At 61.3% G+C, this 24,819-nt stretch carries 24 protein-coding genes; 8 read left to right on the forward strand and 16 right to left on the reverse strand.

The genetic code is table 11. The features are described from left to right. Window positions 1-11: 11 nt before the first annotated feature. A complete protein-coding gene (locus LB515_RS05240; RefSeq protein WP_263490199.1) occupies window positions 12-392 on the forward strand; it encodes a response regulator in 381 nt (126 codons plus the stop codon). Then, window positions 382-1,065 carry a response regulator transcription factor gene (locus LB515_RS05245; protein ID WP_224706965.1) on the forward strand — a complete coding sequence of 228 codons (684 nt, stop codon included), beginning with the start codon at window positions 382-384 and terminating at the stop codon, window positions 1,063-1,065. Before LB515_RS05240 ends, LB515_RS05245 begins: the two co-directional genes overlap by 11 nt. A 117-nt stretch (window positions 1,066-1,182) precedes the next feature. On the opposite strand, the gene LB515_RS05250 is transcribed toward LB515_RS05245, so the two are convergent. From LB515_RS05250 to LB515_RS05275, 6 genes are all read right to left on the reverse strand, one after another. Next, window positions 1,183-1,830, reverse strand: coding sequence for a hypothetical protein (locus LB515_RS05250; RefSeq protein ID WP_224706966.1), 648 nt, complete (start codon window positions 1,828-1,830; stop codon window positions 1,183-1,185). 57 nt (window positions 1,831-1,887) lie between these two features. Further along, window positions 1,888-2,640: an SDR family NAD(P)-dependent oxidoreductase gene (locus LB515_RS05255; protein WP_224706967.1), complete on the reverse strand. Its 753-nt coding sequence runs from the start codon at window positions 2,638-2,640 to the stop codon at window positions 1,888-1,890. A gap of 18 nt (window positions 2,641-2,658) precedes the next feature. Further along, the gene (locus tag LB515_RS05260; RefSeq protein WP_224706968.1) at window positions 2,659-3,072 is read right to left on the reverse strand and encodes a cupin domain-containing protein; all 414 of its coding nucleotides are present in this window, start codon (window positions 3,070-3,072) and stop codon (window positions 2,659-2,661) included. 96 nt (window positions 3,073-3,168) lie between these two features. Then, window positions 3,169-3,999, reverse strand: a complete 831-nt coding sequence (locus tag LB515_RS05265; protein WP_224706969.1) for an alpha/beta fold hydrolase — start codon at window positions 3,997-3,999, stop codon at window positions 3,169-3,171. Window positions 4,000-4,224: 225 nt separating this feature from the next. Continuing rightward, window positions 4,225-4,983: an SDR family oxidoreductase gene (locus LB515_RS05270; protein WP_224706970.1), complete on the reverse strand. Its 759-nt coding sequence runs from the start codon at window positions 4,981-4,983 to the stop codon at window positions 4,225-4,227. A 67-nt stretch (window positions 4,984-5,050) separates the two neighbouring features. Next, window positions 5,051-5,812: an alpha/beta fold hydrolase gene (locus LB515_RS05275; protein WP_411969122.1), complete on the reverse strand. Its 762-nt coding sequence runs from the start codon at window positions 5,810-5,812 to the stop codon at window positions 5,051-5,053. Window positions 5,813-6,275: 463 nt separating this feature from the next. Here LB515_RS05275 and LB515_RS05280 point away from each other — a divergent pair, with 463 nt between their 5' ends. From LB515_RS05280 to LB515_RS05295, 4 genes are all read left to right on the forward strand, one after another. Beyond that, the gene (locus LB515_RS05280) at window positions 6,276-7,037 is read left to right on the forward strand and encodes a sensor histidine kinase (protein WP_224706972.1); all 762 of its coding nucleotides are present in this window, start codon (window positions 6,276-6,278) and stop codon (window positions 7,035-7,037) included. Window positions 7,038-8,203: 1,166 nt separating this feature from the next. Further along, entirely contained in the window at window positions 8,204-8,488 is a 285-nt protein-coding gene (locus LB515_RS05285) for a PilZ domain-containing protein (protein WP_224706973.1), read from the forward strand. A gap of 356 nt (window positions 8,489-8,844) precedes the next feature. Beyond that, a complete protein-coding gene (locus tag LB515_RS28265; protein WP_224706974.1) occupies window positions 8,845-10,281 on the forward strand; it encodes a recombinase family protein in 1,437 nt (478 codons plus the stop codon). A gap of 220 nt (window positions 10,282-10,501) precedes the next feature. Beyond that, a complete protein-coding gene (locus LB515_RS05295) occupies window positions 10,502-11,722 on the forward strand; it encodes a type II toxin-antitoxin system HipA family toxin (protein WP_224706975.1) in 1,221 nt (406 codons plus the stop codon). Between the two features lie 163 nt (window positions 11,723-11,885). Here the strand turns inward: LB515_RS05295 and ligD are convergent, their stop codons facing one another. Continuing rightward, window positions 11,886-13,655 carry a DNA ligase D gene (gene ligD, locus LB515_RS05300; protein WP_224706976.1) on the reverse strand — a complete coding sequence of 590 codons (1,770 nt, stop codon included), beginning with the start codon at window positions 13,653-13,655 and terminating at the stop codon, window positions 11,886-11,888. 212 nt (window positions 13,656-13,867) lie between these two features. Here ligD and LB515_RS05305 point away from each other — a divergent pair, with 212 nt between their 5' ends. Next, window positions 13,868-14,056, forward strand: coding sequence for a DUF3606 domain-containing protein (locus LB515_RS05305; protein ID WP_224706977.1), 189 nt, complete (start codon window positions 13,868-13,870; stop codon window positions 14,054-14,056). Window positions 14,057-14,668: 612 nt separating this feature from the next. On the opposite strand, the gene LB515_RS05310 is transcribed toward LB515_RS05305, so the two are convergent. The 9 genes from LB515_RS05310 to LB515_RS05350 form a co-directional block, all read right to left on the reverse strand. Beyond that, the gene (locus LB515_RS05310; protein ID WP_224706978.1) at window positions 14,669-15,541 is read right to left on the reverse strand and encodes an SMP-30/gluconolactonase/LRE family protein; all 873 of its coding nucleotides are present in this window, start codon (window positions 15,539-15,541) and stop codon (window positions 14,669-14,671) included. Next, the gene (locus LB515_RS05315; protein ID WP_224706979.1) at window positions 15,538-16,437 is read right to left on the reverse strand and encodes an aldose 1-epimerase; all 900 of its coding nucleotides are present in this window, start codon (window positions 16,435-16,437) and stop codon (window positions 15,538-15,540) included. Before LB515_RS05315 ends, LB515_RS05310 begins: the two co-directional genes overlap by 4 nt. Before the next feature lie 2 nt (window positions 16,438-16,439). Beyond that, window positions 16,440-17,294, reverse strand: a complete 855-nt coding sequence (locus tag LB515_RS05320) for a carbohydrate ABC transporter permease (protein ID WP_224706980.1) — start codon at window positions 17,292-17,294, stop codon at window positions 16,440-16,442. Beyond that, window positions 17,294-18,223, reverse strand: coding sequence for a carbohydrate ABC transporter permease (locus LB515_RS05325; RefSeq protein WP_224706981.1), 930 nt, complete (start codon window positions 18,221-18,223; stop codon window positions 17,294-17,296). Before LB515_RS05325 ends, LB515_RS05320 begins: the two co-directional genes overlap by 1 nt. Beyond that, on the reverse strand, window positions 18,223-19,530 hold the full coding sequence (locus tag LB515_RS05330) for an ABC transporter substrate-binding protein (RefSeq protein WP_224706982.1): 1,308 nt from the start codon (window positions 19,528-19,530) through the stop codon (window positions 18,223-18,225). Before LB515_RS05330 ends, LB515_RS05325 begins: the two co-directional genes overlap by 1 nt. 26 nt (window positions 19,531-19,556) lie before the next feature. Beyond that, complete coding sequence (locus LB515_RS05335; RefSeq protein ID WP_224707159.1) at window positions 19,557-20,321, reverse strand: SDR family oxidoreductase; 765 nt, start codon at window positions 20,319-20,321, stop codon at window positions 19,557-19,559. After that, the gene (gene araH / locus LB515_RS05340) at window positions 20,318-21,268 is read right to left on the reverse strand and encodes an L-arabinose ABC transporter permease AraH (protein WP_224706983.1); all 951 of its coding nucleotides are present in this window, start codon (window positions 21,266-21,268) and stop codon (window positions 20,318-20,320) included. The genes LB515_RS05335 and araH overlap by 4 nt, the downstream gene beginning before the upstream one ends. Window positions 21,269-21,277: 9 nt before the next feature. After that, window positions 21,278-22,789 (reverse strand): L-arabinose ABC transporter ATP-binding protein AraG, encoded by a 1,512-nt coding sequence (gene araG / locus LB515_RS05345; protein WP_224706984.1) that lies wholly within the window; start codon window positions 22,787-22,789, stop codon window positions 21,278-21,280. A 72-nt stretch (window positions 22,790-22,861) separates the two neighbouring features. Next, window positions 22,862-23,854, reverse strand: coding sequence for an arabinose ABC transporter substrate-binding protein (locus LB515_RS05350; protein WP_224706985.1), 993 nt, complete (start codon window positions 23,852-23,854; stop codon window positions 22,862-22,864). A gap of 271 nt (window positions 23,855-24,125) precedes the next feature. On the opposite strand from LB515_RS05350, the gene LB515_RS05355 reads away from it, so the two are divergent. Continuing rightward, window positions 24,126-24,815 carry a FadR/GntR family transcriptional regulator gene (locus LB515_RS05355; RefSeq protein WP_224707160.1) on the forward strand — a complete coding sequence of 230 codons (690 nt, stop codon included), beginning with the start codon at window positions 24,126-24,128 and terminating at the stop codon, window positions 24,813-24,815. Window positions 24,816-24,819: the final 4 nt, after the last annotated feature.

Raw genomic sequence — 24,819 nt, forward strand, 5'->3', positions numbered from 1 at the left:
GTGTGAGCAAGATGCGACCTGTCGTGGCGGTTGTCGACGACGATCCGAGAGTCCTCGAGTCGCTGGAGGACCTCCTGGAATCCGCGGGCTATGTCGCTTGTTGCTTCTCTTCGGCGCGATCGCTGCTCGCCTGCGGACTGTTGGGCGTGGACGTGCTCATCACCGACATTGGCATGCCCGGCACAGATGGCTTCGAACTTCGCGACCTGGTGAAGAAGGCTCGTTCGGAATTGCCGGTGTTCCTTATCACCGGCCGCCACGAGATAGCGGATCAGTTTCGCGCCCAAGGTATCAGCGGTTTTTTCCGCAAGCCTTTCGACGGTCAAGCCCTGCTCGCCGCCGTTGCCAACGCCTTAAACGATCGAGAAATGGAGGGTAATGATGAGAGTTGACCAGCCGCTCCAGCGAAGATCGGCACCGTCGCCGCACATAGGCGAAGCGGAGCAGCCGCTGGTAATCATTGTCGATGACGATGCGGCGGTTCGAGAGGCACTGTCAGAGCTGATCCTGTCGGCGGGTTTCCAGCCGGTCTGCTTCGGCTCGACGCGAGAATTGCTCCACGCCGACGTCTTGCGCAAACCCGGCTGCTTGATCCTGGACGTGCGCATGCCGGGAGCGAGCGGTCTCGATCTGCAGCATCATCTGGCCCAGAATGGCAACCCGAAGCCGATCATCTTTCTCACTGGTCATGGCGATATACCGATGACGGTCCAGGCAATGAAGGCCGGCGCAGTGGATTTTCTGACCAAGCCGGTACGAGACCAGACATTGCTTGATGCTGTAATCGCAGCCATAGCAATGGACGCCTCGCAACGGGCGAAGGCGGAGGTGGTCGAGCGAAATGTCGAACGACTTCGAACATTGACGCCACGTGAGCGTGAGGTCCTGCATCACGTGGCGCGCGGCCGCCTCAACAAGCAGATTGCCTTCGACTTCGGCATCAGCGAAGTGACGGTGAAGCTGCATCGCGGCAACGTTATGCGCAAGATGGAGGCGGCCTCCATCGGCGAACTGATCCGGGCTTGGGAGACATTGCCCATGCCGCTGCGCGAGACCTCGGCCTGATCGGGTAGCGGCCGTCAACGGGATTCGGCGCGCCAGAATTGCAACGTCGACTAACGGCGACTGGCTGAAAACGGAACTCGTCAGGCGGCAAATTCATGCGACCTGTTTTGCGTGCTGCTATTCGTCGAAGGGGGCGCTTGCTACAAAATCGACGGAAGAAGAAGCTCGGTATCCGGGGACATAGCGTTCACCGAAATCCCGAACGAAATTGTCATAGGTCGTTTCGGGCCTTGTCTCGGCGATGTGGCAGAAGCACCGTGTCATGCGCCGCTTCATGTCGAGTCGCGGGAATTCTTCGACGATCCTTGCGACCTCTGCGGCAGGGACGATCTCGTATTGCAGGCCAACGACATCCAGGCAGATCCCGGCGGTGCAAAGCGCTACCTCAGCCTCCTTGTAGAGACCGATCGACGGTGTCGAGTTCAGGGCGACGCTATCCCAGATCAATTGGGCTCGGCGCTCGTCGACACCTCCTTGCCGCGCGAAGACCCGCGCCAGGTCCGCACCCTCGACTTCAAAACGGCGGGGACCGTTGAAGCGTTCGTTAAGCGTGATGTCGTGCAGCAGTGTTCCCACGGCAACGACTTCCGCGTCGTGACCGATGTTGCGAAGCTGTCCTATGCGCGTCGCGAACAACCAGGAACGGACGACGTGATTGAACAGATAAGGCTCGCATTCCCGGCGAGCATGGTCGAAGGCTCGCTCCACAAGTGGCGTGTCCGGAACCGAAATTCCCGCAAACTCACGACTGTTGGCGCTGTTCATCTTCCTGGTCTCCTCAGCGGATTTCGTGCAGCGGGGGCAGAAGTTCATTGTCAGCGATCATGTGAGACCCAGACCTCCGTCGACGGCGATGACCTGCCCGGTCACCCATTCGGACGACGGATCGGCAAGATGCAGAATCCACCTGGCGACGTCATCCGGGCTGCCGCGTCGTCTGAGCGGAATCTGCTCGCGCTCGGCTTCCTCGATGACGGCAGCATGCTCCGGTGAGAGCCCCATCATGCCCGTAAGCGCACCGGATTCGGTCGGGCCGGCTGCGACGGCGTTGACGCGCACACCCTCGGGCGCGAGCTCGAGCGCCCAACAGCGGGTCAGATGCTCCAGCGCCGCCTTGCTGGCGGCGTAGTGGGAGAGGCCAGCACCGGGCTTATGACCGAACGTGCTGGAGATGTTGATGATTGCTCCCTTCGTCGCCGTCAGATGCGGCAAGGCTGCCGCCGCCAGGAGGCTAGGCCCGACGACATTGGCGGCAAATATGCTCGTGATCTGCTCGGCGGTCGCATCACGCAGGGACAGGAGGGCACCGGCGCCGGCGTTGTTTACCAACACGTCGAGGCGACCCCATGTGTCGATTGCCTTGGCGACTGTGCGCGGAGCATCTTCGGGCTCCGCGGCGTCGGCAACGAGGCTGACAATGTTCGGATGCTCGGCGACCGTCTGCTTTAGTGGCGTCGCGCGGCGCCCGGTCACCATGACCTTTGCGCCTTGCCTGGCGAAGCCAATCGCCGCAGCGCGCCCGATGCCCGAGCTTCCACCCGTGACGATGACGACCTTGGTGTCAAATGCGGACATGGCTTTGCTCCTTGGCTTTCATTCGCCGGAAGGTGTGGTCAGTTCCTTCTCGTCGGTATCGACGACGAACACGGCAAGCAGCTTGGCAGGCTCAGACGCGCTGGCATTCTCGCTGACGCCGTGCCGGTCGCCCGGAAACTCGGAAAAGCTCTCACCGGCGCGATAGGTCGTGACCGGCCCATCATTTACCTTGCTGCGGATCGCGCCCTCGAGGACTGTCGCATAGATGAAGGCCGACTTTGGATGCGTATGTGCCGAGGACGTGCCGCCGGGCTCGTACTCGACCAACACGGCGCGCATGCTCTTGCCTGGCACGTTGGGGAGCGGCTGGTCGTAGACGAGTTTGACGTTCTCGCCGATCGTATCGTTGGCAAGTGCCCCGTTTGCGAGAATCGTCACGGTTGCTGCGCAGCAGAGGATGGTCTTGATCATTGTCTGGCTCCAGTCGCGGTTTGATGTGTTTGGGGCCGCCGGCCGGAGGGGGGAGGACTGCCGGCGGCAGGCTCTCGCTGGCGGTACGGCGTGAGCCTATGACTTGAGGAAAGCGAGAAGGTCGTTGTTAATCAGTTCGGCATGGGTCGTGCACATGCCGTGCGGCAGGTTCTCGTAGGCCTTGAGCGTACCGTGCTTCAGGAGCTTTGCGGACAAAGGCGCTGAATCCGCGAACGGCACGATCTGATCATCCGTGCCGTGCATGACGAGAGTTGGCACGTCGATGACCCTCAGGTCGTCGGTGAAATTAGTTTCCGAGAAGGCCTTGATGCCGTCGTAGTGCGCCTTGGCGCCACCCATCATGCCCTGTCGCCACCAGTTCTGGATGACGCCCGGGATCGCTTTCGCGCCCGGCCGGTTGAAACCGTAGAAGGGCCCCGAGGGGAAATCGATGTAGAATTGTGCCCGGTTGTCGGCGAGCGACTTGCGCAGCCCGTCGAACACCTCGATTGGAAGGCCCGCAGGATTGGCCGGCGTCTTTACCATGATCGGCGGCACGGCGCCGATGAGGACGAGCTTCGCGGCGCGCCCCTTGCCATGGCGGGCGACGTAGCGGGCCGCTTCCCCGCCGCCGGTCGAGTGACCGATATGAATGGCGTTCCTCAAGCCGAGATGCTCGATCACCGCCGCCGCGTCGGCTGCATAGTGATCCATGTCGTGACCGTCGCTCACCTGTGCGGAGCGGCCGTGCCCGCGCCGGTCATGGGCGATGGTGCGGTATCCGTGGCTGACGAAGAAAAGCATCTGCGCGTCCCAGTCGTCGGCGCTGAGCGGCCAGCCGTGGTGGAAGACGATCGGTTGGGCATCCCTCGGACCCCAGTCCTTGTAATAGATCTCAGTGCCGTCCTTGGTGGTAACGGTGCTCATGGTCCTTGGTCCTTTGTCTGGTCTGAGAGAGGAAAGGTCTTGCGCCCGCTCTGCTCGCGCGGGCGCAGCTATGGAGAGGCCGGTTGCAACGGTGGCGGCCAGTGCGCCTAACAAGATGTCCCGGCGTGATGCTCCGGCGGAGGAGGAAAAGTGGTCTTTCATCGGTTCGCTCTTTTCGCGTTGAAGCTGGATTGCGCGTGATCGGCGATGCGCGACCGCGGTGGATCAGCGTTGCGGGAGCGGGGCGTGGGTGAACCAGTCCTCGAAACGGATCGCTCCGATGCGTGGATGATCACCGGGGACCAGCGAGCTGTCGTTCAGTTCCGTGCCGAAATAGCGCGCGTGGGGATCCCCGATCACCTTGCGCGGATCGTTCGTCGCCTTCAGGAACCGCGCGACGAGTTTGTTCATCCGGATCGGCTCAGGCCCGGCGATCTCGATGATGCCGTTGATCGGGGCCGAGAGCGCTACGTCCGTCATGGCGTCGGCCACGTCGTCCGACGCGATCGGCTGAAAGTAAGCGGACGGAAGGGTTACGGTATCGCCGACCGTTGCCGACTGGGCGATGCCGCCCAGGAATTCGAAGAATTGCGTCGAATGAACGATGGTGTATGGAATTCCAGACTCCCGGATCAGCTTTTCCTGCACCATCTTGGCGCGCAGGTAGCCGCTATCGGGCAGGCGCTCGGCGCCCACGATCGAGAGTGCGATGTGGTGTTTGACGCCGGCCGCCTTGCCTGCCGCGAGGAGGTTCCGGCCTGAGGTCTCGAAGAATTTCAGAACGGCCTTGTCCTCAAACGAAGGCGAATTTGCCAGATCAATGACGACTTGCGCTCCGGCGAGAGCTTCCGGCAGGCCTTCGCCCGTGATGGTGTTTACGCCGTTGTTCGGTGCAGCGGCGAGCACTTCATGACCCTTCTTGCGCAGCCGCTCGACGGTCTTCGAACCGATGAGTCCTGTGCCGCCTATGATGACGATTTTCATGTCCAGTCTCCTGTCTTGCATTCTGAATTGCGTTGCGGAACGGAGTGCCGGCCGCGCAGCCGGGTCTTCAACGAGCCGAGGCCGCATCCTCGATGAGCGCGGCGACCTCGTCGGGATGCGAAACCATCACGGCGTGGGAAGCGCCCTCGACGACAACAGTCTTCACGGCATGCGCGCGTTCGGCCATGAACTTCATGACCGCGGGCGGGATATTTCGATCGGCTGAGCCATAGATCGCGTACGAGGGGATCGTCTTCCATGCGGCGATACCCGACGGCTCCGCCAGAGCGGCTTTGGCGACGGGGCGCTGGGTCGCCGCCATCAGGCTGGCCTCGGCCGACAGTACGTCGGCCGCGAACTGTTCGTGGAACTTTTCCGACCGGATATAGAGGTCCTGGCCTCCGTCGGGCTGCGCCACCGGCAGAAGCGCGTCGCCCAGCGTGCTGCCGGGGAATCTTGCCGAAAGCGTGAGGCTGGACTCACCGGTCTCCGGCGCAAACCCGGCCACATAGACCAGCGCCTTCACATTGTTCTTGCCGTTGGCTGCCTCGGTGATGACCGGCCCGCCATAGGAATGGCCGACCAGCACGACCGGTCCCGAGATCGAGCGTACGACGGCCGAAACCGCGGCTGCATCGCCCGCGACGCTGCGAAGGGGATTGGCCGCGGCGATGGCCGTGTAGCCGTCCTTGTCGAGGTCGGCGATCACCGCGTTCCAGCTCGACGACTCGGCGAAGGCGCCATGCACCAGCACGATTGTCGGCTTGACCTGCCGGCCCGCGGGTTGGGCCATGGCCTCACCCGAAACGGCAAACGCCGCGGCGAGCATCAGAATTCTCGTAGTCCTTAGCACTTCCTTCTCCTTTGCGACCGGGCGTTACCAGTTGCAGCGAAGAATGCTCCGAGCCTGTGCGCTGAACTATTCTACGGGGGCATCGGTCTTCCGATGCGAAAGTATAGGGTTGGTGCACTCGACAACTCGGAGCTCTAGCCGACGAGAGCAAAGGGCAGCGTATGGAGCCATCGATCGGTCAGACGACACGGATAAACTTGGAGGGGCGGAGCGGACAGTACGGGCTAGACAGCCAAGCATGTCGGCCGAGAATCGGACAAGCGGACGACCAACTCAATAAAGCCCTGGCACCGATCGGACGGGCTTGGTCCAACGAGATCCGCAGCAAGACATATACCGCGGTATGGTCGGCCCTCTCCCTCGATCCAATCGATGGCAAAGGCCCGTCGAAATAGCGTCCCCGGAGACAAGAGGCCATTGCCGAACAGAAGAGGCTAAGATGCTAAGCGCAGAGCCAAAAGCCGACCCAGCGGGCGAGTATGCCCGTGACTCATCCGCCGAAGCCGCTCGGCACAGCCTGCACACGAAGCCGCCGACAGCTGGCACCGTTCACGATCTGGCCAATCTTGTCCAGATCGCGTTATCCGCGCTAAACCGCATCGCACGGGAGCCTGGCATCTCGGTGGCTCCCGCGCTCGAGCCCGTGATCGGCAGCGCCAGGACGGCCTTGCTGCGGGCCGGCGCGCTTGTTCGGGAGACGATAAGCAGGGCTCAAGAGAGCCATCCCGAGATCGAGGAAACCAACGTAGGTGCTTGCCTGATCGAGGTCGAGGCCCTCATCCGGTATGCGTGCGAGCCGCATATCCAGCTCGAGGTCCGCATTGGATCCGACTTGCCTCGCGCGAAATGCGATCGCTTGGGCCTGCAGAATGCGGTCCTAAATCTTGTATTCAACGCGCGTGACGCAATGCCAGGCGGCGGTTTGATCTTAATCGACGCCACCGTCGTTCAAGGCCGTCCCACTCTTATCGAGCTTCGCATCGTCGATCGGGGTATCGGAATGACGCAGCAGACCGTTGCCCGCGCCTTCGAGCCATTTTTCACCACGAAGGGCAAGGGCCTGGGTGGTGTCGGCTTGCCGATGGTGAAGCATTTCGCCGCGGAACACGGCGGAAGCGTCGAGATCGAGAGCATCCTGGGAGCTGGCACGACCGTGATCCTGCGAGTGCCGGCGGCACCGTCGGAACTCGATGCCGGGTGAACCGATCGACCTGCCTTGTGAAGCTGAGCGCTTGCAAATTTGACGCGAGCGCCACGGAAATACGCAACAGCATCCTGCGTGTGAAATGAGAACAACCCGCCCGTCCTCATCCGGGTGGTAGGCGGCTGCGAGCGCACCATGAGGCAGGCGTCTCGGTGAGTCGCGCCAAGCATAAGTTCCGTAGCCGCGTCCGTAGGAAGCAATTCTTCCTATCCTGAACTCGGTGTTTCGCCCCGTGGGATGGTCATCGCTTCCTCCGCTCTTGCGAGGCCTACGTCCCGGTGTCCAAAAGGCGTCCGAGCGGAATGTCGCGAAAGACCGTCCGAATGGCCTTGATTGGCGGGTGGTGCATTCATCGCGGTTATGTGCGTGTCGGCAAATGCAGCCGGAATTGGCGTCGGCGCGTCAGTCGGTGGCAGTGGCGGCGTTAATGCCGGGGCTGGAGCTTCCTTGGGCGGCTCCAACGGGGCGAACGCCGGGCTCGGTGCTTCGATTGGCGGATCAAGCGGCATGAACGCCGGGGCTGGTACTTCCTTCGGCGACTCCAATGGGGCGAACGCCGGGCTCGCTGCGTCGATTGGCGGAACAAGTGGCATCAACGCCGGAGCTGGTGCTTCCTTAAGTGGCTCCAATGGGGTGAACGCAGGCGCTGGGGCGACCGTGGACGGTGCTAGTGGCGTCACGGCGGGCTTCGGCGCTGCGGTAGACGGCATCAGTGGGATCACTGGAGCCGGTGTTGGGGTCGGCAGTGCAGTCCCTGCCGGGATCGGGGTCGAAGCCAATCCGAGCGGCCTGACAACCGCGACGAGTCCGACCAACCCGATGAGCCCCAAGTTGGCCAGCACTGTCTCTGGCTTGTCGGGCACTCAGTTGGCTCGGATGAAGAAGCGTTGCGCCGATGTGCTGGGCAGTCTGGACGGCTATGATCGGGATCTGCGCCAATTGTGCCTGATGATTTCGCGGCGATAGTCTGGCGTGCAGGACGGAGGTGTGGACAGGCGGGAGGCCCGTTTTGACACTCTCCGGCCTCCAGCCGGTTGGAAAGTTCGCTGTGAGAAGGCGGCGGACTTTCCGCCATGCGCAGTTCGTTCTGTGATAATTGCGTGATAAGGAGGAAGCGGCTTCGGGGACGGTCGGCGCTTTGGCTGCGCCCGGAGGAATCTACGTTGTCGAACAAGGATGACCGTCGCGAACATCGGAACCGTGTTCTCAAGGGCGCGACGATCATCACCAGCATTACGAACTCGGAAACCACGTGCACGATCCGCAATCAACACGCGGCTGGAGCAGAATTGAAAGTGCCGGTTGAAGCTAGAGTCCCGGCAGAATTTCTACTCTACGTTCCGGTCGACGGGATCGCTTACCGGTCCGTTATGCGCTGGCGGAAAAACGACAGGGTGGGCGTTCAATTTACTGGCACCGAAGCCAAGCCGAGGCTTCACTATGGCTGACGGATTGGCAATATTCGATTTGGCATTTGATCGGATGTTGCGATGAACAAAGCCGTCTTGCGGTGTGGAATCGGGCCGGTCCTGATCCTTCTGTATGTCGTCCAGCACAATGGGCTGATCAGATTCCAAGTCCCCCGCTAAGTGGCAATGCGATGCCACGGTGATGTGTTGCGACAGTTTTCCGCCGCCTATTCCTGTGAAACACCGACCGTATTGAGAATACACTGACGTAGTTCCAATGTTCACTACAGTGCACATTTGGACATGTCTGAGACGTTTTATTTGATTCGAAGCATCAAGATCGTATTATAGTCCATTCAGACCATCAGACGGGGTGCTATCAAGGAGGCCCTGCGGTGACTGCACTCTCGACTGATCTCCGCACCCCGGCAGCGCAGTACCTTCGCATGTCAACCGAACACCAGCGGTATTCTCTGGAAAACCAAACCGCTGCAATTGAGGAATATGCGGAGGCAAGAGGCTTCGCAATTGTCCAGACCTATGCCGACGCCGGTAAGAGTGGCCTTAGTCTAACAGGCAGAGACGGGCTTCAGAAACTGCTCGCCGACATCGTGACCGGCGAGCGGAGCTATTCTGCGATCCTCGTCTTGGACGTCAGCAGGTGGGGACGCTTTCAGGACGCCGATCAATCCGCTCACTATGAGTTTCTCTGTCGGTCATCGGGTGTGCGGGTGGTGTACTGCGGCGAGCCCTTTGAGAACGACGGCAGCATGATCTCAACCATCGTCAAAAATCTCAAGCGCGTGATGGCAAGCGAATACAGTCGTGAGCTTTCGGCCAAGGTTTCCAGGGCGAAAATACAACAGGCCCAACTTGGATTCCATCAGGGTGGGTCAATACCCTATGGAGTGAGGCGAGTGGTGGTTAGCGCTGAGGGGCAGCCGCGATTTTTGCTCGGGCCAGGAGAAGCGAAGGGCCTGAACACTGACCGCGTAGTTTTTGCGCCGGGTCCACCTGAGGAGGCGAGAACGGTGCGCCGAATTTTTCAAATGTTTGTCGATCAAAGGCGGAGCATGAGGAGCATCGCGCGGATGTTAAACGGCCAGATGGCGGCTTCATCTGATCCGTTCCGATGGAGTGAGAGGCGGGTCAGAACCGTCCTGCGAAGCCAGTTGATGATAGGGTTTTATCTATACAACAGAACAAATCAGAAACTCAGCGGCCCTCGCAAACCAAATAGTTCAAGTCTGTTGATTAGAACGCGAGTAATGGAGCCGATTGTAGACCCTAAGCGATTTGCGAAAGCGCAGCGTGAAATGGGATATCACCGACAACACTTATATCCGAAAGAGGACATGTTAAGGCGGCTGAGGCGACTTTTGCGGGAAATGGGCAAGCTCAGTCAGAGGAACATCAACAGTTGCCCGTATACGCCCTCTGTCGGAGCGTATCGAGCTCGCTTCGGAAGCCTAACCGCTGCATATGCAGCACTTGGCTACAAGGCGCGGCCCACACCCAACCGATGGCGACAATACACCGATGAAGAGCTACTCGCCGGTGTTCGCAAACTCCATGCAAGGTTCGGATACATCACCATTGACCTAATAAAGGCAGACCGCGAGTTAGCCGGAGCAGGGGTTTTTGTCGAGCGGTTTGGATCCTTCATCGAGACATATAGGTTGGCTGGTCTTTCGACAACCAAGGAGGCAACGGTTCAGGCGGCGGCGCGACGGGGTAGACAAAAGCGGAGTGAACGATTTTCCGACGGTGCTCTCCTCGAAGGTATCCGAAGGCTGTACGCTACCTTCGGAATATCACGGGCGCTTTACTAGACACGGACCCAGAACTTCCCAAGTCCGTCGCTTACAGGCGAAGATTCGGCTCTCTCACCAAAGCGTATGCGCTGGCAGGCGTTTCGGTTGGTGAATCGGAAGGAACGCCTCGAGAGAAGAAGAGGCCGCGGGGTCGGTTGCAAGACGCGTTGCGGTATGATCCCTGGAAGCCTCGCTGTGGAGGAGCCGCAAAACCAAGCTAACTCCGTACGGTTCGACAATGATCCACGGTTCGCGATCGCCAAAGTCAATACATTCTCTCGACGTTCTTCTGGATGATCGCAAGATCGGCACCCTCCTTCGGAGCCCCGTCTACGCCTTTTCGTTCGAACAGGATTATCATGACACAGGTGTCTCTCCGATTTTGAGCCTTTCCTTTCACTCACCGGCTGGCGAACTGCGGAAGGCACCCAAACCGCTTGCTGGCATCCTACCGGCGTTCTTCGCGAATCTCCTGCCAGAGGGCAACCTTCGCGAAGCTATGCAAAGACACCACCGAGATACCGTCCGACGAGGCAACGATTTTGATCTTCTCGCAGCTCTTGGCGCTGATCTGTCGGGTGCCGTGCAGGTTTTTGCGAGTGATCGACCGAGCTTAGACGAAAGGCCAAAGGTTCGCTTTTCGTTGGCTGGTGTCCAGATGAAGCTATCGATCACAAAGAGCAACAAAGGCGCGTTCACCCTGCCGATGGAGGAGCAGCGAGGCAATTACATCGCAAAGTTTCCCCCTGCGGCGTTTCCCAGTGTTTCCGAGAATGAATTCGCAAATCTTGCTCTCGCGGCAGCGATAGGGATGGAGGTTCCTGAGCGGGAGTTGGTCGATAGGTTGGATTTCGAGCGGATCCCAAATGAATTCGCAGCGCCATCAAAGGGCAAGGTTCTTCTTGTCAGGCGCTTCGACCGGAGCACTGACGGTAAGCGGATTCACATCGAAGATTTCGCCCAAGTTTTCGGCGTCCCGCCTTCGCGCAAATATGAAGGCGTCTACCATGCTATTGCGGCCACTCTGCATGAAGCTGTTGGACTCGCCGCCGCTCTCGAATTCGTCCGGCGTCTGACCCTAGCTGCTGTCACGGGCAACGGCGACATGCACCTGAAGAATTGGTCGCTAGTCTATAAGGGAGATGGCACCAGCCCAACCCTCGCTCCCGCATATGACTTGCTGTCCACCGTGCCTTATATTCCGACGGATTCGATTGCACTATCATTTGCAGGAAAGCGCTCGTTCAGAGCGATGACGGCCTCACGGTGGAAATCGTTTGCCCGCCGGGCGCGGCTGCCCGAGCAGGCGGTCATGAATGCGGTGGTAGAGACCGCTTCCCTTGTCAACAAACGATGGTGGCAATTGCCAGAGCGCAAAGTGGTGCCCGCACAAATCCTCAACCGCATCGACGCGCACATCAAGGCCATGACTCCTATTCTCAACACCTGCGCCTTCTGACGGGGACGGCAGCTTTCCCACCAGCGGTCATTGCGATCACGGGGGAAACAGCTCGAAATTGGGCGAAGCGGAATCAGTTGGGTCGGCGGCGTGATGCAGCGGGGCAAGGCGGGAAAGTGCGTCCAGCCATCTAGCCTCGTGATGAAGGTGGCGCGATCTTCTTCTATGCAGCCTTGCTAGAATTGGGTCTGAACGGGTGAGCAAGCGTGAAAGCCTCCGGCCGCACACCTGCCTCGACCTGCTTCCACGTCACTGGATGGGCGACCGGGAAGCCGGGCCGCGATCGAGGTGAGAACGCACCAACTGCAGTATTGCCTCGACCGTTGCGGAGGTAGTCTAGGAAGATACGGCCCCTCCGCGCTTTCGGGTCAGCTGACAGCAAGTACCGATCAGGATCGGCGTCAACAAGGTATTGCGCGAGCGATCTTGCCAGTTTGCGGGCACTGTCATGCGTTATCTCCGCCGCTAGCGGAGCCATGAGGTGGATGCCCTTGCCGCCGGTGACCTTCGGCCAGCTCTCCAAGCCTGCTGCTTTCAAGATGCCACGCAGCGACAGCGCGGCCTCGATCACCGCCTCCCATGCCACGCCTTCCCCTGGATCAAGGTCAAGGACGAGCTGGTCGGCGTGTTCCATGTCGTCAATGGTAGCGTTCCATGGATGAAGCTCGACCGCGTCCATTTCGACCAATCCAAGCAAGCCGTCGAGATCATCTACCCATACCCGGACACCTTCGCCGCCTTCACGCTTTTGGACCCGTAGTTGGTGCACGGAAGGCGGGATCGGAGGCAGCGGCCCCTTGTGGTAGAAGGTGGCCCCGTAGGCATGGCGAACCAGCTTTAACGGTCGGCGACCTAGATGGACCAACGCTCGGTCGGCCACCCGCCGCCAATAGCTCGCCAATTCCTCCTTGGAAGGCGCAACAGCTTCGGGCAGAAGCTGCAGGATGTTCTCGCGAGGAACGCCATGTTGGCCTTCGCTCCTTCGCTTGGAGGGCGATGGTGGCTTCGCCGGGATGGTTTGGAGATCCTCGCGCAATCCCTTGAACACCGCCTCGCGTAGAATGCCGCGATCCGTCACGCCGCTGAATTGCACCTCGGCCAGGACTTCTGGCTTGACCCAAGTCGCCTTCGGCTTCTTGATCGCCTCCGATAAGGGAGACTTCTCTATGATCAGGGGATCAAGCCGCTCCCGAACGCGCCGGGCTGCTTCAAGCGTGTAGCCGCTTTGCGCCTTCCCTGCATAAAGCAACTGGTCGCCTTCCCATCTGCCGATGTACAGGGAGGCGATGCGGCGCGGCTGCGCGCCCAGCTTTTCAACGAACGCGACAATCGGAAATGTGTCGCTCTTAATGCATTTGATCTTGAGCCAGCTTGTTTGCCGTCCTGAGCGATATGGGGCATCGGCTCGCTTGGAGACGACGCCCTCCAAGCCCATTCGGCAAGCATGATCGAACACGTCCTTGCCGGTTATCTCCAGATGCTCGGCATAGGTCAGCGTTGGAGCCGTTTCTTGCAGCAGGCTTTGCAGCGCGGCCTTGCGCTCAATCAGTGGCCGCTGTTGAAGATCGCGGCCGTTGAGGTGCAAAAGATCGAACGCGAAGAACATGAGCTTTGACGAGTTCGGATTCCCCAGCTCGCGCTCCAGGGCTTGGAAGTCCGGTAAGCCAGTCGTGCCGAGGACAACCGCTTCGCCATCGATGATTGCGGATTTGATCGGCAGGTTCGCAGCAGCCTGAATGATGCGCTTGTAGCGATGGGACCAGTCGTATCCCCGGCGCGTAAAGGCGCGAGCCTGCCCATCCTCAATGACAATCTCGGTTCGATATCCGTCGTATTTGATTTCATGGAGCCATTCGCCGCCATCAGGTGCCTTCTCGACCAGCGTCGGTGACTGGAATTCGATGAAGGCGAGTTGCCCCTTCGATTTGCTCATACACTCAGGGCTCCCTAACCTGGATTCAAATGTCGCAGCTGCAATCGGTTCCGAGAATTTTAGCAAAATTGCATGTATCGCCTGCTGTGGATGTCAGATTTTGAAAGCTCCGCCCGTTGGCACGGCTGCCGTCGTTGCAAGCGAGCGGCAAGCTCAAATGGAACATTTTTCCACGAGCCGCTTTCTTTTCAGCATAGGCGGAGGACAAGCAAATGCCGGACGACAGGACCAAAACGGATTTCCGTGACCGGGACCGGGTGTCGGGTGATGAGGAATATGAGGTAGGATACCTAGCCAGCAAATTCGGGCTATCGATCCCGCAGGTTCGCGAGTTGATCGCTAAGCATGGCAACGACCGCGAAACGCTGGAGGCGGAGGCGAAGCGGCTCGGTGTGCGGTGATGCCCGGTATCGAGTGGATGAACTCTATGGCGAAGAGGTTGTTTCCACCCAAGAGACCGAAGCCGACGACGCCTTACAAGCGGTAGAAAGCGTGACCGGAAGGGTCATTTCGCCACGGGCGCTACAGGAGCACTGGTTCCGGGTCTCCGACGACGGTGGCACCGTCCATGAATTCAGCCTAGATGACGAGCCATCTTAAAGCGTCCTGCTCGAGCTGCTGCGCCAGCATCGGTCGGTGTTAGCGGGCAAGTTACCGACATTCTCCTCCAGCCATCTGGACATGGCCAACGGACTTAACAAGTAAACCTACCCTGGCTTTGCAATGCGTGGGAGGCACTGCACCTCGCGTCGCCAGCCGCCTTGGCCGGAGCCCTTATTGCTGTCAGCCGTCCGCACCCCTGGCAACATTGCAGCTTCGAGACGCGCTGACCAAAGTCGGCACGTTCACGTCCCGTTTTGATTCTGGGCGGCTACATTGTTTGTTGGCTTGTCTTGAACCGGAAACTCTTGACATGCACGGCGCGGCGACGCTGATCACATGGGCAATAACGCTACGAGCCGTGAATCATGCTGCCGCTGGTTGGAGTGGACGCCGCAGGAACATCCTTGGTCTCAGCCGGCGAAGCGCGGCTCCGGCACGCCGCGCACGCCGACGTGGAGCGCCAGCAGCGAGCCGGCCAGCGGCTGATAGCGCAGGTCGGCCTCGCTGGAATCCCATATGGCGGTGGTGACATAGAGCGTCGCAAGGTCCGGGCCGCCGAACATGCAGCTCGATGGACGCTGCACCGGCAGTTCGACGACCCGGTCGATCGAGCCGTCCGGCGCATAACGTACTAGGCGCCAGCCGTCCCATTGCGCGTTCCACAGATAGCCATGCTCGTCAATCGTCGAGCCGTCAGGCGTTCCCGGCTGCTCGGCGGTCGAGGCGAAGAGCCGGCGATTGGCGATGGTCCCAGCGTTGTGATCGTAATCGTAAGCGTAGATCGCGTTGTCCGGCGTATCCGCGAAATAGAAAATGCTGTTGTCGAGGCTCCAGACTAAAGAATTGGAGATGCAGATTCCGCCCGCCAGGCGCGTCACCTGCAAGTCGGGATCGAGCCGATAAAGCGAGGCGCTGTGGTCCTTGAGGTTGTCGTCCATCGTGCCGGCCCAGAATCTGCCCTTGCGGTCGCATTTACCGTCGTTGAAGCGGTTGGTGGGGATATGCGCTTCGGGTCTGGCGATCCAGTCGATCTTTTCGGTAGCCGGATCGAAGAAGGCCAGCCCGCTTTCGAAGGCACAGACCAGCCCGCCTCTTTCGCGCAGTGCGAAAGAGCCAATGCGCTCGGGAAATTGCCATTCGCTAACCTGACCGGTGGCGTGGTCGAAGCGGCGCAGCCGCCTGCTCTCGATATCGACCCAATAGAGCGCCTGCTCGGCCACATCCCACACCGGAACCTCGCCAAGTTTGTCGCGCGAGCGGAAGACTTCCGTGAAGCTGGTCATGCCGCATCCTCTGTCGCACTGCACGACAGTGCCATGGAAATCTCGGTCCCCTGCCCCGGCGCGAGCACCGTGAGGCCACCGAAATCCGGCAGGTTGTGGCCGTTAGCCGAGTGGCTCATGGGCTCGAAGCAGAAGAAGTCCTCGCGGTAGTGCGGATCGAACTGCGTGTCGGAGACGAAGATGAAATAGCGCGACAGCGCGGGCGCGGTTTCGATGCCGAGCCGCGTGCACTGTTCAGGCCAGGCGATGGACGCCGCGCCATCCCAACCCTCGAAACCGTTGTTAATCCATTGCCGTGGCACCTTTTTGGGTTGGCTGAAATCCAGGTTCTCGGGAATGGCGACGCAGGCGTCAGGAAGCCAGCCCGCTTTTTCCGTCCAATAAGCCTTCGCCGGCGCTGCAAGCGTGGTTGCCGGCGTCAGCGGAAAATAGGGATGCCAGCCGAGCCCGAACGGCATCGGCCGCTCGCCGAGATTCGTCACGCCAAGGATCGCCCTGAAGTTCGCCCCTTCGCATGTGAAGTGTTGCGTGGCGCGATAGCGATACGTTTCTCCCTGAAATTCGAACGACAGCGATGCCTCGGCGTCGCCGCGATCCTCGACAGTCCAGTCGCCAAGCCAGCCGTCGCCGTGCAGGTAGTGCTTGTCCCAGGGTGTGTTGGGCTTCAGACGATACCCGGTCCGATCGAACAGAAAGCGATTGCCTTCGACCCGGTTGCCGAAAGGGACCAACGGAAAGCAACCGGCCTTCAGCGGGTCGCGATCCGAACCTTCCGGCGGCGGGCGCAGCAGTTTCTGCCAGCCACCGCCCAAGTCCGCTTCCAGCCGCCAGATGCTTCCGCCTTGCGTCGAGAGCACGCAGCGAAGTCGGTGGCTGGCGATCTCGATATCAGCCATGGTCAGCCCTTGATGCCGGTCGCGGCGATGCCGCGCACGAAGTGCCGCTGCAAGGCGAGGAAGAAGAGTGCCGTCGGCAGCGTCGCCACGACGGCGGACGCCATCAACACGCTCTGCTTCATCGACATGCCGGCGCCGCCGACCAATGTCGCCAGGCCGACGGGAAGCGTGCGCGTCTGGTCGGAATTGGTGGCGATCAGCGGCCAGAAGAAATTGTTCCAGCTGGCGACGAAGGTGAAGATCGCCACCGTGGCAAGGCCCGGTTTTGTGAGCGGCAAGAGGATGCGCCAGAAGAAGCCGAAACGGCCGCAGCCGTCCATGATGGCGGCATCTTCGAGTTCCCGCGGCACGGCCTGGAAGAACTGGGTGAGCAGGAAGACGCCGAAGGCGTTGGCCGATGCCGGCACGGTCAGGCTGAAGATGCCGTCGACCAGGCCGTAGCTGTTCAGGCCGAGGAACAGCGGCACGAAGAGCAATTCGTAAGGTAGCAGGAAGGTCGCGAAGATGACGCCCATGATGACGCGGCGGCCGGGGAACTGCATGCGCGCCAGCGGATAGGCGGCCAAGGCATCGACGGCCAGGGCCAGCACGGTGGAGAGAATGCCGACGACGGCCGAGTTGCGGAACCAGGTCAGCATGGGGAAGCGCTGGAACAGCGCGCTATAGGCTTCCGTTGTCGGCGCGTCCGGGATCCAGGCCGGCGGATAGGCGTAGATCTCGCTCTCCGGTTTTATCGACGTGACCAGCATCCACAGGATCGGCGCGCCCCAGAGCGCCGTCACGACGACCATCAGCACATAGGCGAGCGTTCGCCCGCCAAGCGATTTTCCGGCACGATTGGAGCGCCGGTCCTGCATCAGATTGCCTTCATCAGCTTCATCTGGGCGAGCGAAAAGACCAGCGTGATCAGGAGCAGCACCACACCGGCGGCGGCGGCCGGACCCATCTCGAAATTCTGGAACGCGGTGAGATAGATATACTGCACGATGACGAAGGTGCTCGCCTCCGGCCCGCCCTGCGTCATCACATAAGCCTGGCCGAAGACGCGCCAGCCGTTGATGATGGTGAGCGCGGTGACCAGCGCCATGGCCGGCCGCAGCAAAGGCAAGGTGATGTAGACGAAGCGCTGCCATGGGCCGGCGCCGTCGAGCGTGGCGGCATCATGCAGTTCCTCGGAAATGTCCTGCAGCGCCGCCAGGAAGATGATCATGTTGGTGTTGACGGTCCACCAGATGGTCGTGATGGCCAAAGCCGGCATGGACCAGTGCGGGTCCTTGAGCCAGGCGATCGGCTCGATGGCGATGGTGGTGAGGTAATAGTTGACGAGGCCGGTGCCCTTGTCGAACAGCCAGCCCCACAGGATGCCGACGGTCGAGACCATGACGACATAAGGCAGGAACACAACCGTGCGCACGAAGGCGGTGCCCCTGAGCTTCTGGTCGAGCAGCATGGCTAGCGCCAGTCCCAGAACGACCATCGGGATCGCCGTCAGGAAGACGAAATAGAAGGTGTTTCTAATGGCGGTCAGGAACAGCGGATCGGCGAAAATCTGGCGGTAATTGTCCAGCCCGATGAATTCAGGCGTACCGAGGATATCCCAGCGCATGAAGCTGATGCCGATGGCGGCCATCGTCGGCAAAAGCATGAAGGCGATGAACAGCGCCAGATAGGGCGACAGGAAGAGGTAGGCGGCAAGCGTCATGCCGCTGCGCAGCGCGCCTCCCTCCTGCGCGGATGCGCGGCGGGCCCTGGAGCGGCCCGCCGGTTGTGATGCCAGCGATGTCATCAGCCCTTGTTCAGCTGCGCGTCGAGACCTTCCTTCATCGCCTTCAAGGCGTCCGGGACCGGCTTGGAGCCGCTGAGGGCTGCCTGCAGATTGGTGACCAGCGGCGTCGGCTTGTCGAAGGAGAAGACCGACAGGTATTGCGGGATCAGCGGCTCGTAGACGATGTTGGGCAGATCGTCGACGAAGGACTTGAAGTATTTGTACTGCTCGGTGCCGGTGAAGGCAGCGCTTTCACGCACCGCCTTGCTCTGCGGGATGATGCCGACGGTGGTGGCGGGTGCTGCGAAGTTGTCGAAGAACCACTTCATGAAGGTGCCGTCGGCGGCGAGCTTGTCGTCGCTTTTCTGCTTCGACACCGCCATGCAATGCGAGTTCGCCCAGACGGCCGCCTTCTGGCCAAACACCGGCAATTGGGCGGTCATGAAATTCATCTTCTGCGCCATGCGCAGATTGACCTCCCAGGGGCCGATGAACTTCATGGCGACCTGCTTCGAGGCGAAGGCGTCCTCGCCCTTGTTGCCGCCGACCTCGGGATTGGTCACGCCATGCACGTTGATCAGGTCGACGAGATATTGCAGCGCCTTCTGCGAGGCCTCGCTGTCAACCGCCGCCAGGCCCTTGTCGTCAAGGAAGGTGCCGCCGAACTGGTACATCAGGCTGAACCAGATCCAGCGTGCGGTCGCCCAGGTGTTCGGCAATTCGAAGCCGTAACGCGTGACCTTGCCGCTGCCGTCCTTGACCGTCAGCTTCTTTGCCCATTCGAGGAATTCCTCGCCGGTCTTCGGCGGCTTGGCCGGATCGAGCCCCGCCTCCTGCACCATATCGACGTTGTAATAGAAGCCGAGCGGATGCACGTCGAGCGGCGCGGCATAGACCTTGCCGTCGAAGGTCACGCCGGTGCGGCCGGCATCGGGAACCTGCGACAGGTCGAGACCGGACGAAGCGACGATGTCGTCAATCGGGCGGATGACCTTGCGCGTCGCGAATTCCGGCAGCTCGGTGATGTGGAAGAGCACCAGGTCCGGCGCACGACCGCCGGCCGAGGAGACCACCCATTTGGAAAACAACGTGTCCCAGTCATACCCTGTCGGCTCGACGATGACGCCCTTGCCGCCCTTGTTGAAGGTGTCGATGACGCCGTTGAGCGCGGTGGTGTTGTCGGCGCCGGTCCAGCCATGCCAGAGCGTCACCTTCTCGTCCGCGGCCAAGGCGCCGCGCGGCAGCGCGGCAGCCAGCGCGGCACTTCTGCCAAGCGCAAGCGCCTGCCGGCGCGTCAGCAGGGATTTCGCGAAGACATCATTTGCCATGGTTTCCTCCCATTGTGGCTTGTGTGTCAGGGGTGGTGAAGCACGCTCAGGCCGCCATCCGCGACGAGGCAGGCGGCGTTGATGAAGGGGCATTCGTCGGAGACGAGAAAGACCGCCGCCATGGCGATCTCTTCCGGCGTAGCGATCCGCCCGCCCGGATGCAGCGCCAGTGTCTTGGCCCGCGCAGCCTCCGGATCGTCGAAACTGTTCCAGTAATCGATGACTTTTTGGGTGGCGACATAACCGGGCGCCAGCGCGTTCACGCGGATATTGTTGCCGGCATATTCGATCGCCAGCGATTTGGTCAGGCCAAGCAGAGCATGCTTGGCGACGGGATAGGGAAAGGTGTGCGGGACGATGGTGAAGGCGTGCGTGGAGGCGATGTTGAGGATCACGCCGCCGCCCTGCCCGATCATCCCCGGGAGCGCCGCCTTGGCACAGTGCCAGGCGCCTTTCACATTGACGTCAAGATTGCGCGTCCAGTCGTCCTCGGTGGCTTCAAGCGGCGTCGAGAAGACGTTCATGCCGGCATTGCTGATGACGGTGTTGATCGGGCCGATGGCCTTCGTCGCCGCCGCCATTGCGGCCTTGATTGCCTTGGCATCAGCGATGTCGGCTGCGGCATGCGCGACGTCGCCGAAACGTGCAGCGCTTTCGACGAGGATGTCCGCGTCGCGGTCGACCAGGAACAGCCCGGCCTCCTCGCGCAGACAGGCCTCGGCGATGGCGTAGCCGATGCCTTGCGCGGCGCCGGTGAGGAAGATGCGTTTTCCGGAGAGGCGTCCCATCAGCGCCGCCCCAATGCCGAAGAACGCAGATTGTCGAGCAGCACGGCCAGGAGCAGGATCACGCCTCTGACGATGTATTGATAGAAGGCCGGAATGTTGATCAGGTTCATGGCGTTTTCGGCGATGCCCATGATCAGCACGCCGACGATGACGCCCGACATCGTCGCCCTGCCGCCGGCAAGCGAGACGCCGCCGAGCACGCAGGCGGAGATCACCGAAAGCTCCAAGCCCACCGCGGCGTTAGGCTGGCCGGAGGTGATGCGCGAGGCAAGCAGGATGCCAGCGATGCCACACACCACGCCCTGCAGGGTAAAAATCCAGATGCGCGTTCGATCGACGTTGACGCCGGCCAGGCGCGAAGCTTCCGGGTTGCCGCCGATGGCCAGCGTATTCTTGCCGAAGACGGTGCTGTTGAGCACAAAGCCGAAAATGGCGAAGAGCACCGCCAGCACCCAGATCGGCGTCGGTATGCCGAGCAGCTTCGACAGGGCCAGCTGGTAGAAATCCGGGCTGTTGATGCCCACGGCGCGGCCGTCCGACGAGATCAGCGCGAAACCGCGCACGATCTGCATGGTGGCGAGAGTGGTGATCAGCGCGTTTATGCGGAATTTGGCGATGACGACGCCATTGACCCAGCCGACGACGGCGCCGCAGGCGATGGCTGCGATGAGGCCAAGCAGGATCGAGCCGGTTGCGTTCGAGGCCATGACCGCGACCATGCCGGCAAAGGCGACGATGGAGCCGACCGACAGGTCGAAGTCACGCGCCGCGAGGCAGAACATCATCGTGCAGGCGACGATGCCGACGGTGACCACGGACTGCAGCAGGCCGAGCATGTTGCGGTCGGTGAGGAAGTTCGGCACGAGCAGCGACACCAGCGCGAAGGCGACGATGAAGATGACGACGAGGCCTTGTTCGCCGAGCAGGATCTTCTTCAGCCGACTGGTCATTAGAAATCCTCAGGATGCGATGGCGTCGGGGGTTTTCTTGTCGGGGAGCGCCGAGGCCAGGATCGCCTTTTCGGCGAATTGGTCGCGCGCGCGCTCGGCGCTGATGCGCCCGCCGCACATCACCAGGATGCGGTCGCAAATGCCCATCACTTCCGGCAGCTCGGAGGAGACGACGACGATCGCCATGCCCTCCTCGGCCAGTTGATAGAGCAGCTCGTAGATCTCCGATTTGGCACCGACATCGATGCCGCGTGTCGGCTCGTCGACGATGAGCACGCGGATGTCCTGCTCCGACAGCCAGCGGCCGAGGATGACTTTCTGCTGGTTGCCGCCTGAGAGATTGACGATGTCCTGCTTGCGCGACGGCGTGCGCACCTTGAGCTTCTTGATGAAGGTTTCGGCCGTCGTGATCTCGCTGGTCCAGTTCAGGACGCCGAAGCGCGTGTGATGGCGCCTGGACGAGACGTTGATGTTCTCTTCGATCGAGCGGCCCTGGATGATGCCGTCATGCTTGCGGTCTTCCGAGCACAGCACGATGCCGGCCCTGATCGCGTCATGCGGGCTGGCGGCGGCAACGATCTTGCCGTCGACCGTGATCGTGCCGCCCGAACGCGGATCGGCGCCGAAGACCAGCCGCATCAGTTCGGATCGGCCGGCGCCGATGAGGCCGAAGAAGCCGACGATCTCGCCGGCGCGGGCTTCGAAGCTTGCCGGCGTGCGCAGCCTGGTGCCGCTCAGATTGTCGACCTTGAGGCGAACCTCTCCCCTTTTGCGCGGCCGAAAACCCCAAATGTCGGAAATCTCGCGACCGACCATTTCGGCCACGACCTGGTCGCGCGTGACATCCTTCAGCGATTGATGATGCGCGGCAAGCTTGCCGTCGCGCAGCACCGTCAGGCTGTCGCAGAGCCGGAACACCTCGTCGAGGCGGTGCGAGACATAGAGGATGACCTTGCCCTCGCCGCGCAGCCGGCCGATCAGCTTAAACAGGATCTCGCTTTCGCGCGAGGACAGCGACGAGGTCGGCTCGTCAAGCGCAATCACCCGGGCGTCGAGCATCACGGCCTTGGCGATCTCGACCATCTGGCGCTCGCCGATCGAGAGCGTCTTGACCTTGCGGCGCATGTCGATATCGATGCCGGCCGATTTCAGCTTGGCGCCGACATCGTCGAGCATGCGGCGGCGGGCGATGACGCCGGCGCTTGCCGGAAAGCGTCCGAGGCTGAGATTCTCGGCGACGCTCAGCTCGGGCACCAGCTGCAATTCCTGGTGGATGACAATGACGCCATTGTCGAAGGCATTTCTGGTCGAGGCGTAGACCTGGACTTTGCCGTCGATGCTTATTTCGCCGGCATCGGCATGCTGGTCGCCGGACAGGATCTTGATCAGGGTGGATTTGCCGGCGCCGTTCTCACCCATCAATCCGTGCACGGCGCCCTTTTCGACGCCGAACGACACATCCGACAAGGCTTTGACGCCCGGATAGGTCTTGGTGATGTTGGAGAATTCGAGAAAGGACACGGGGCTTCGATCCTTCTTGAGCATGCCAAACAGGCGGCGGCATCAAGCCGCCGCCTGTTTGTACAGGGAGGACTATTCGATACCGAGGTCCTTGCGCACCTTCTGGTAATCGTCGCGCTTGGCCAGCGCGCCGGCGGTCAGCGTCAGCTTCGCCGGCTCCTTGTTGTTGGCGATCCAGTCATACATGTTGAGCGCCGTCTCGTAGCCGTGGCGCTTGGGCGAGATGATCACCGTGCCGACGAAGCCGGTGGCGGCGGGTTTCTTGAACTCGTTGATCGCCGATTCCGCGCCGCCGATGCCGACGCCGATCATGCCGTCCGCCGGAATGCCGACGCTTTCAGAAGCGCGCACTGCGCCCAGCACCGCCTCGTCATTGAGGCCGAAGGCAATCCACTTCTTGATGTCGGCATGGGCGTTGAGCACCACGGTCGCGGCATTGAGCGCGGCTTCCGTGTCGGTCTTGGCCTGCGGCGCATCGAAGATGTTTTCGGCCTTGAAGCCGGCGGCCTTCAGCACCGAGATCGCGCCTTCGACGCGGTCGACGGCGGTCGGCAGCTGGTCGTACGAAACGCGGATCGCGCCGACCTCGTCCATCTTCCAGCCGCGCGGCTTCATCTCGTCGATGATGGCCTGACCCACGGCCTCGCCGATCTTGGTGGCGGAGATGCCCATATGCGGCACATCCTCCAGCGGCTTGCCGTCGGCGCCGACGAGGCGGTCGTCGACCGTCATCAGCTTGAGATTGTTGGCGGCGGCCTTGGCGACGATGCCGGGGCCGAGCTTCACATCCGGCGTGCAGACGACGAAGCCTTGCGCTCCTTGAGCGCCCAGATTGTCGATCGCCGACATCAGCTTCTCGCCGTCCTCGGCGCCGATCTTGACGAGAGTAAAACCCTTTTCCTTGGCGGCTTGGTCGGCGAACTTCCATTCGTCCTGGAACCAGGGCTCCTCCGGCTGTTTGACGATGAAGCCGATCTTGGTGTCCTGAGCGTAGGCCGACGCGATCGTGGTGACCGACAAGACGGCGAGAGCACCCGCGACGAGCGCGGTTTTCAAAAGTCGCATGATTACCTCCCAGCAAACAGCCGGGCGCTCAGCCCGGATTGGTCGTGTGTAATCAATTTTATCATACCCGTCAATTGATCTGGTATGATAAATGAGATAGGTAGTCCGATAAGTAGTCGCTGGCGCAAATCACTCGCATCCGCTAAGGCCGGACCAATTGCGCGCAAACCGAACGGTTCGCTGCCTTGGAGGAGGGGCTGAGGTGAACGAAACACCGAAGAAGGCTGACGAAGACACGCAAACGCGCGAGACGGCGCGCCGTCCGCGCGTCATGCCCGACGTGACCAAGGCGATCGCCTCCGACATATTCTCCGGACGATATCCGGCCGGGTCGTCACTGCCGACCGAGAACGATCTCGGCATCGAATATGGCGTCAGCCGCACCGTCATCCGCGAAGCGCTGAAAGTGCTGGCAGCCAAGGGGCTGGTACTGTCCCGTCCACGCGTCGGCACGGTGGTGTGCGACCAGGACAATTGGAACATCATCGACCCGCAGGTGCTGGCCTGGCATGCGCCGCATGCGCTGGACGACAAGCTGTTCGACGCTATCCTAGAAACCCGCCGCGCCATCGAGCCGCTGGTCGCCGAACTTGCGGCAACGCGCGCGACGCTGCAGGAGATCGCCGATCTTGAAGCGGCCTGGCAAGGCATGGCCGGCGCAGGCGAGGACCTGACGCAGTTCTCGCGCTCCGACATCGTCTTCCATCAGATCGTCTATGGCGCGAGCCACAACCCTATCTTCCGCCAGATCGGCAAGCTGATCGACACGGCGCTGCTGTTTTCGCTGGAAGCCACGGCGACGATCTCGCCGGTCAGGCGCAGGGAAGCGGCGGCGGCGCATGGCGAGGTGGTCGAGGCGCTGCGCATGCGCGACGCCGCCGCCGCGCGCAATGCAGCCAATAAGATACTCGACCTGGCCGCGCGCGACCTCGTCAGCGCCAAGAAACTGAAAAACAACTGAGACC

This window comes from Mesorhizobium sp. CA15 (assembly GCF_020165215.1).
Lineage (GTDB): Bacteria > Pseudomonadota > Alphaproteobacteria > Rhizobiales > Rhizobiaceae > Mesorhizobium.

Bases quoted from the DNA above. Each gene is read 5' to 3' on its own strand.
- LB515_RS05240 (WP_263490199.1), top strand. From the start codon at position 12: ATGCGACCTGTCGTGGCGGTTGTCGACGACGATCCGAGAGTCCTCGAG.
- LB515_RS05245 (WP_224706965.1), top strand. From the start codon at position 382: ATGAGAGTTGACCAGCCGCTCCAGCGAAGATCGGCACCGTCGCCGCAC.
- LB515_RS05250 (WP_224706966.1), bottom strand. From the start codon at position 1,830: ATGAACAGCGCCAACAGTCGTGAGTTTGCGGGAATTTCGGTTCCGGAC.
- LB515_RS05255 (WP_224706967.1), bottom strand. From the start codon at position 2,640: ATGTCCGCATTTGACACCAAGGTCGTCATCGTCACGGGTGGAAGCTCG.
- LB515_RS05260 (WP_224706968.1), bottom strand. From the start codon at position 3,072: ATGATCAAGACCATCCTCTGCTGCGCAGCAACCGTGACGATTCTCGCA.
- LB515_RS05265 (WP_224706969.1), bottom strand. From the start codon at position 3,999: ATGAGCACCGTTACCACCAAGGACGGCACTGAGATCTATTACAAGGAC.
- LB515_RS05270 (WP_224706970.1), bottom strand. From the start codon at position 4,983: ATGAAAATCGTCATCATAGGCGGCACAGGACTCATCGGTTCGAAGACC.
- LB515_RS05275 (WP_411969122.1), bottom strand. From the start codon at position 5,812: ATGCTCGCCGCGGCGTTTGCCGTTTCGGGTGAGGCCATGGCCCAACCC.
- LB515_RS05280 (WP_224706972.1), top strand. From the start codon at position 6,276: ATGCTAAGCGCAGAGCCAAAAGCCGACCCAGCGGGCGAGTATGCCCGT.
- LB515_RS05295 (WP_224706975.1), top strand. From the start codon at position 10,502: ATGATCCACGGTTCGCGATCGCCAAAGTCAATACATTCTCTCGACGTT.
- ligD (WP_224706976.1), bottom strand. From the start codon at position 13,655: ATGAGCAAATCGAAGGGGCAACTCGCCTTCATCGAATTCCAGTCACCG.
- LB515_RS05305 (WP_224706977.1), top strand. From the start codon at position 13,868: ATGCCGGACGACAGGACCAAAACGGATTTCCGTGACCGGGACCGGGTG.
- LB515_RS05310 (WP_224706978.1), bottom strand. From the start codon at position 15,541: ATGACCAGCTTCACGGAAGTCTTCCGCTCGCGCGACAAACTTGGCGAG.
- LB515_RS05315 (WP_224706979.1), bottom strand. From the start codon at position 16,437: ATGGCTGATATCGAGATCGCCAGCCACCGACTTCGCTGCGTGCTCTCG.
- LB515_RS05320 (WP_224706980.1), bottom strand. From the start codon at position 17,294: ATGCAGGACCGGCGCTCCAATCGTGCCGGAAAATCGCTTGGCGGGCGA.
- LB515_RS05325 (WP_224706981.1), bottom strand. From the start codon at position 18,223: ATGACATCGCTGGCATCACAACCGGCGGGCCGCTCCAGGGCCCGCCGC.
- LB515_RS05330 (WP_224706982.1), bottom strand. From the start codon at position 19,530: ATGGCAAATGATGTCTTCGCGAAATCCCTGCTGACGCGCCGGCAGGCG.
- araH (WP_224706983.1), bottom strand. From the start codon at position 21,268: ATGACCAGTCGGCTGAAGAAGATCCTGCTCGGCGAACAAGGCCTCGTC.
- LB515_RS05350 (WP_224706985.1), bottom strand. From the start codon at position 23,854: ATGCGACTTTTGAAAACCGCGCTCGTCGCGGGTGCTCTCGCCGTCTTG.
- LB515_RS05355 (WP_224707160.1), top strand. From the start codon at position 24,126: ATGCCCGACGTGACCAAGGCGATCGCCTCCGACATATTCTCCGGACGA.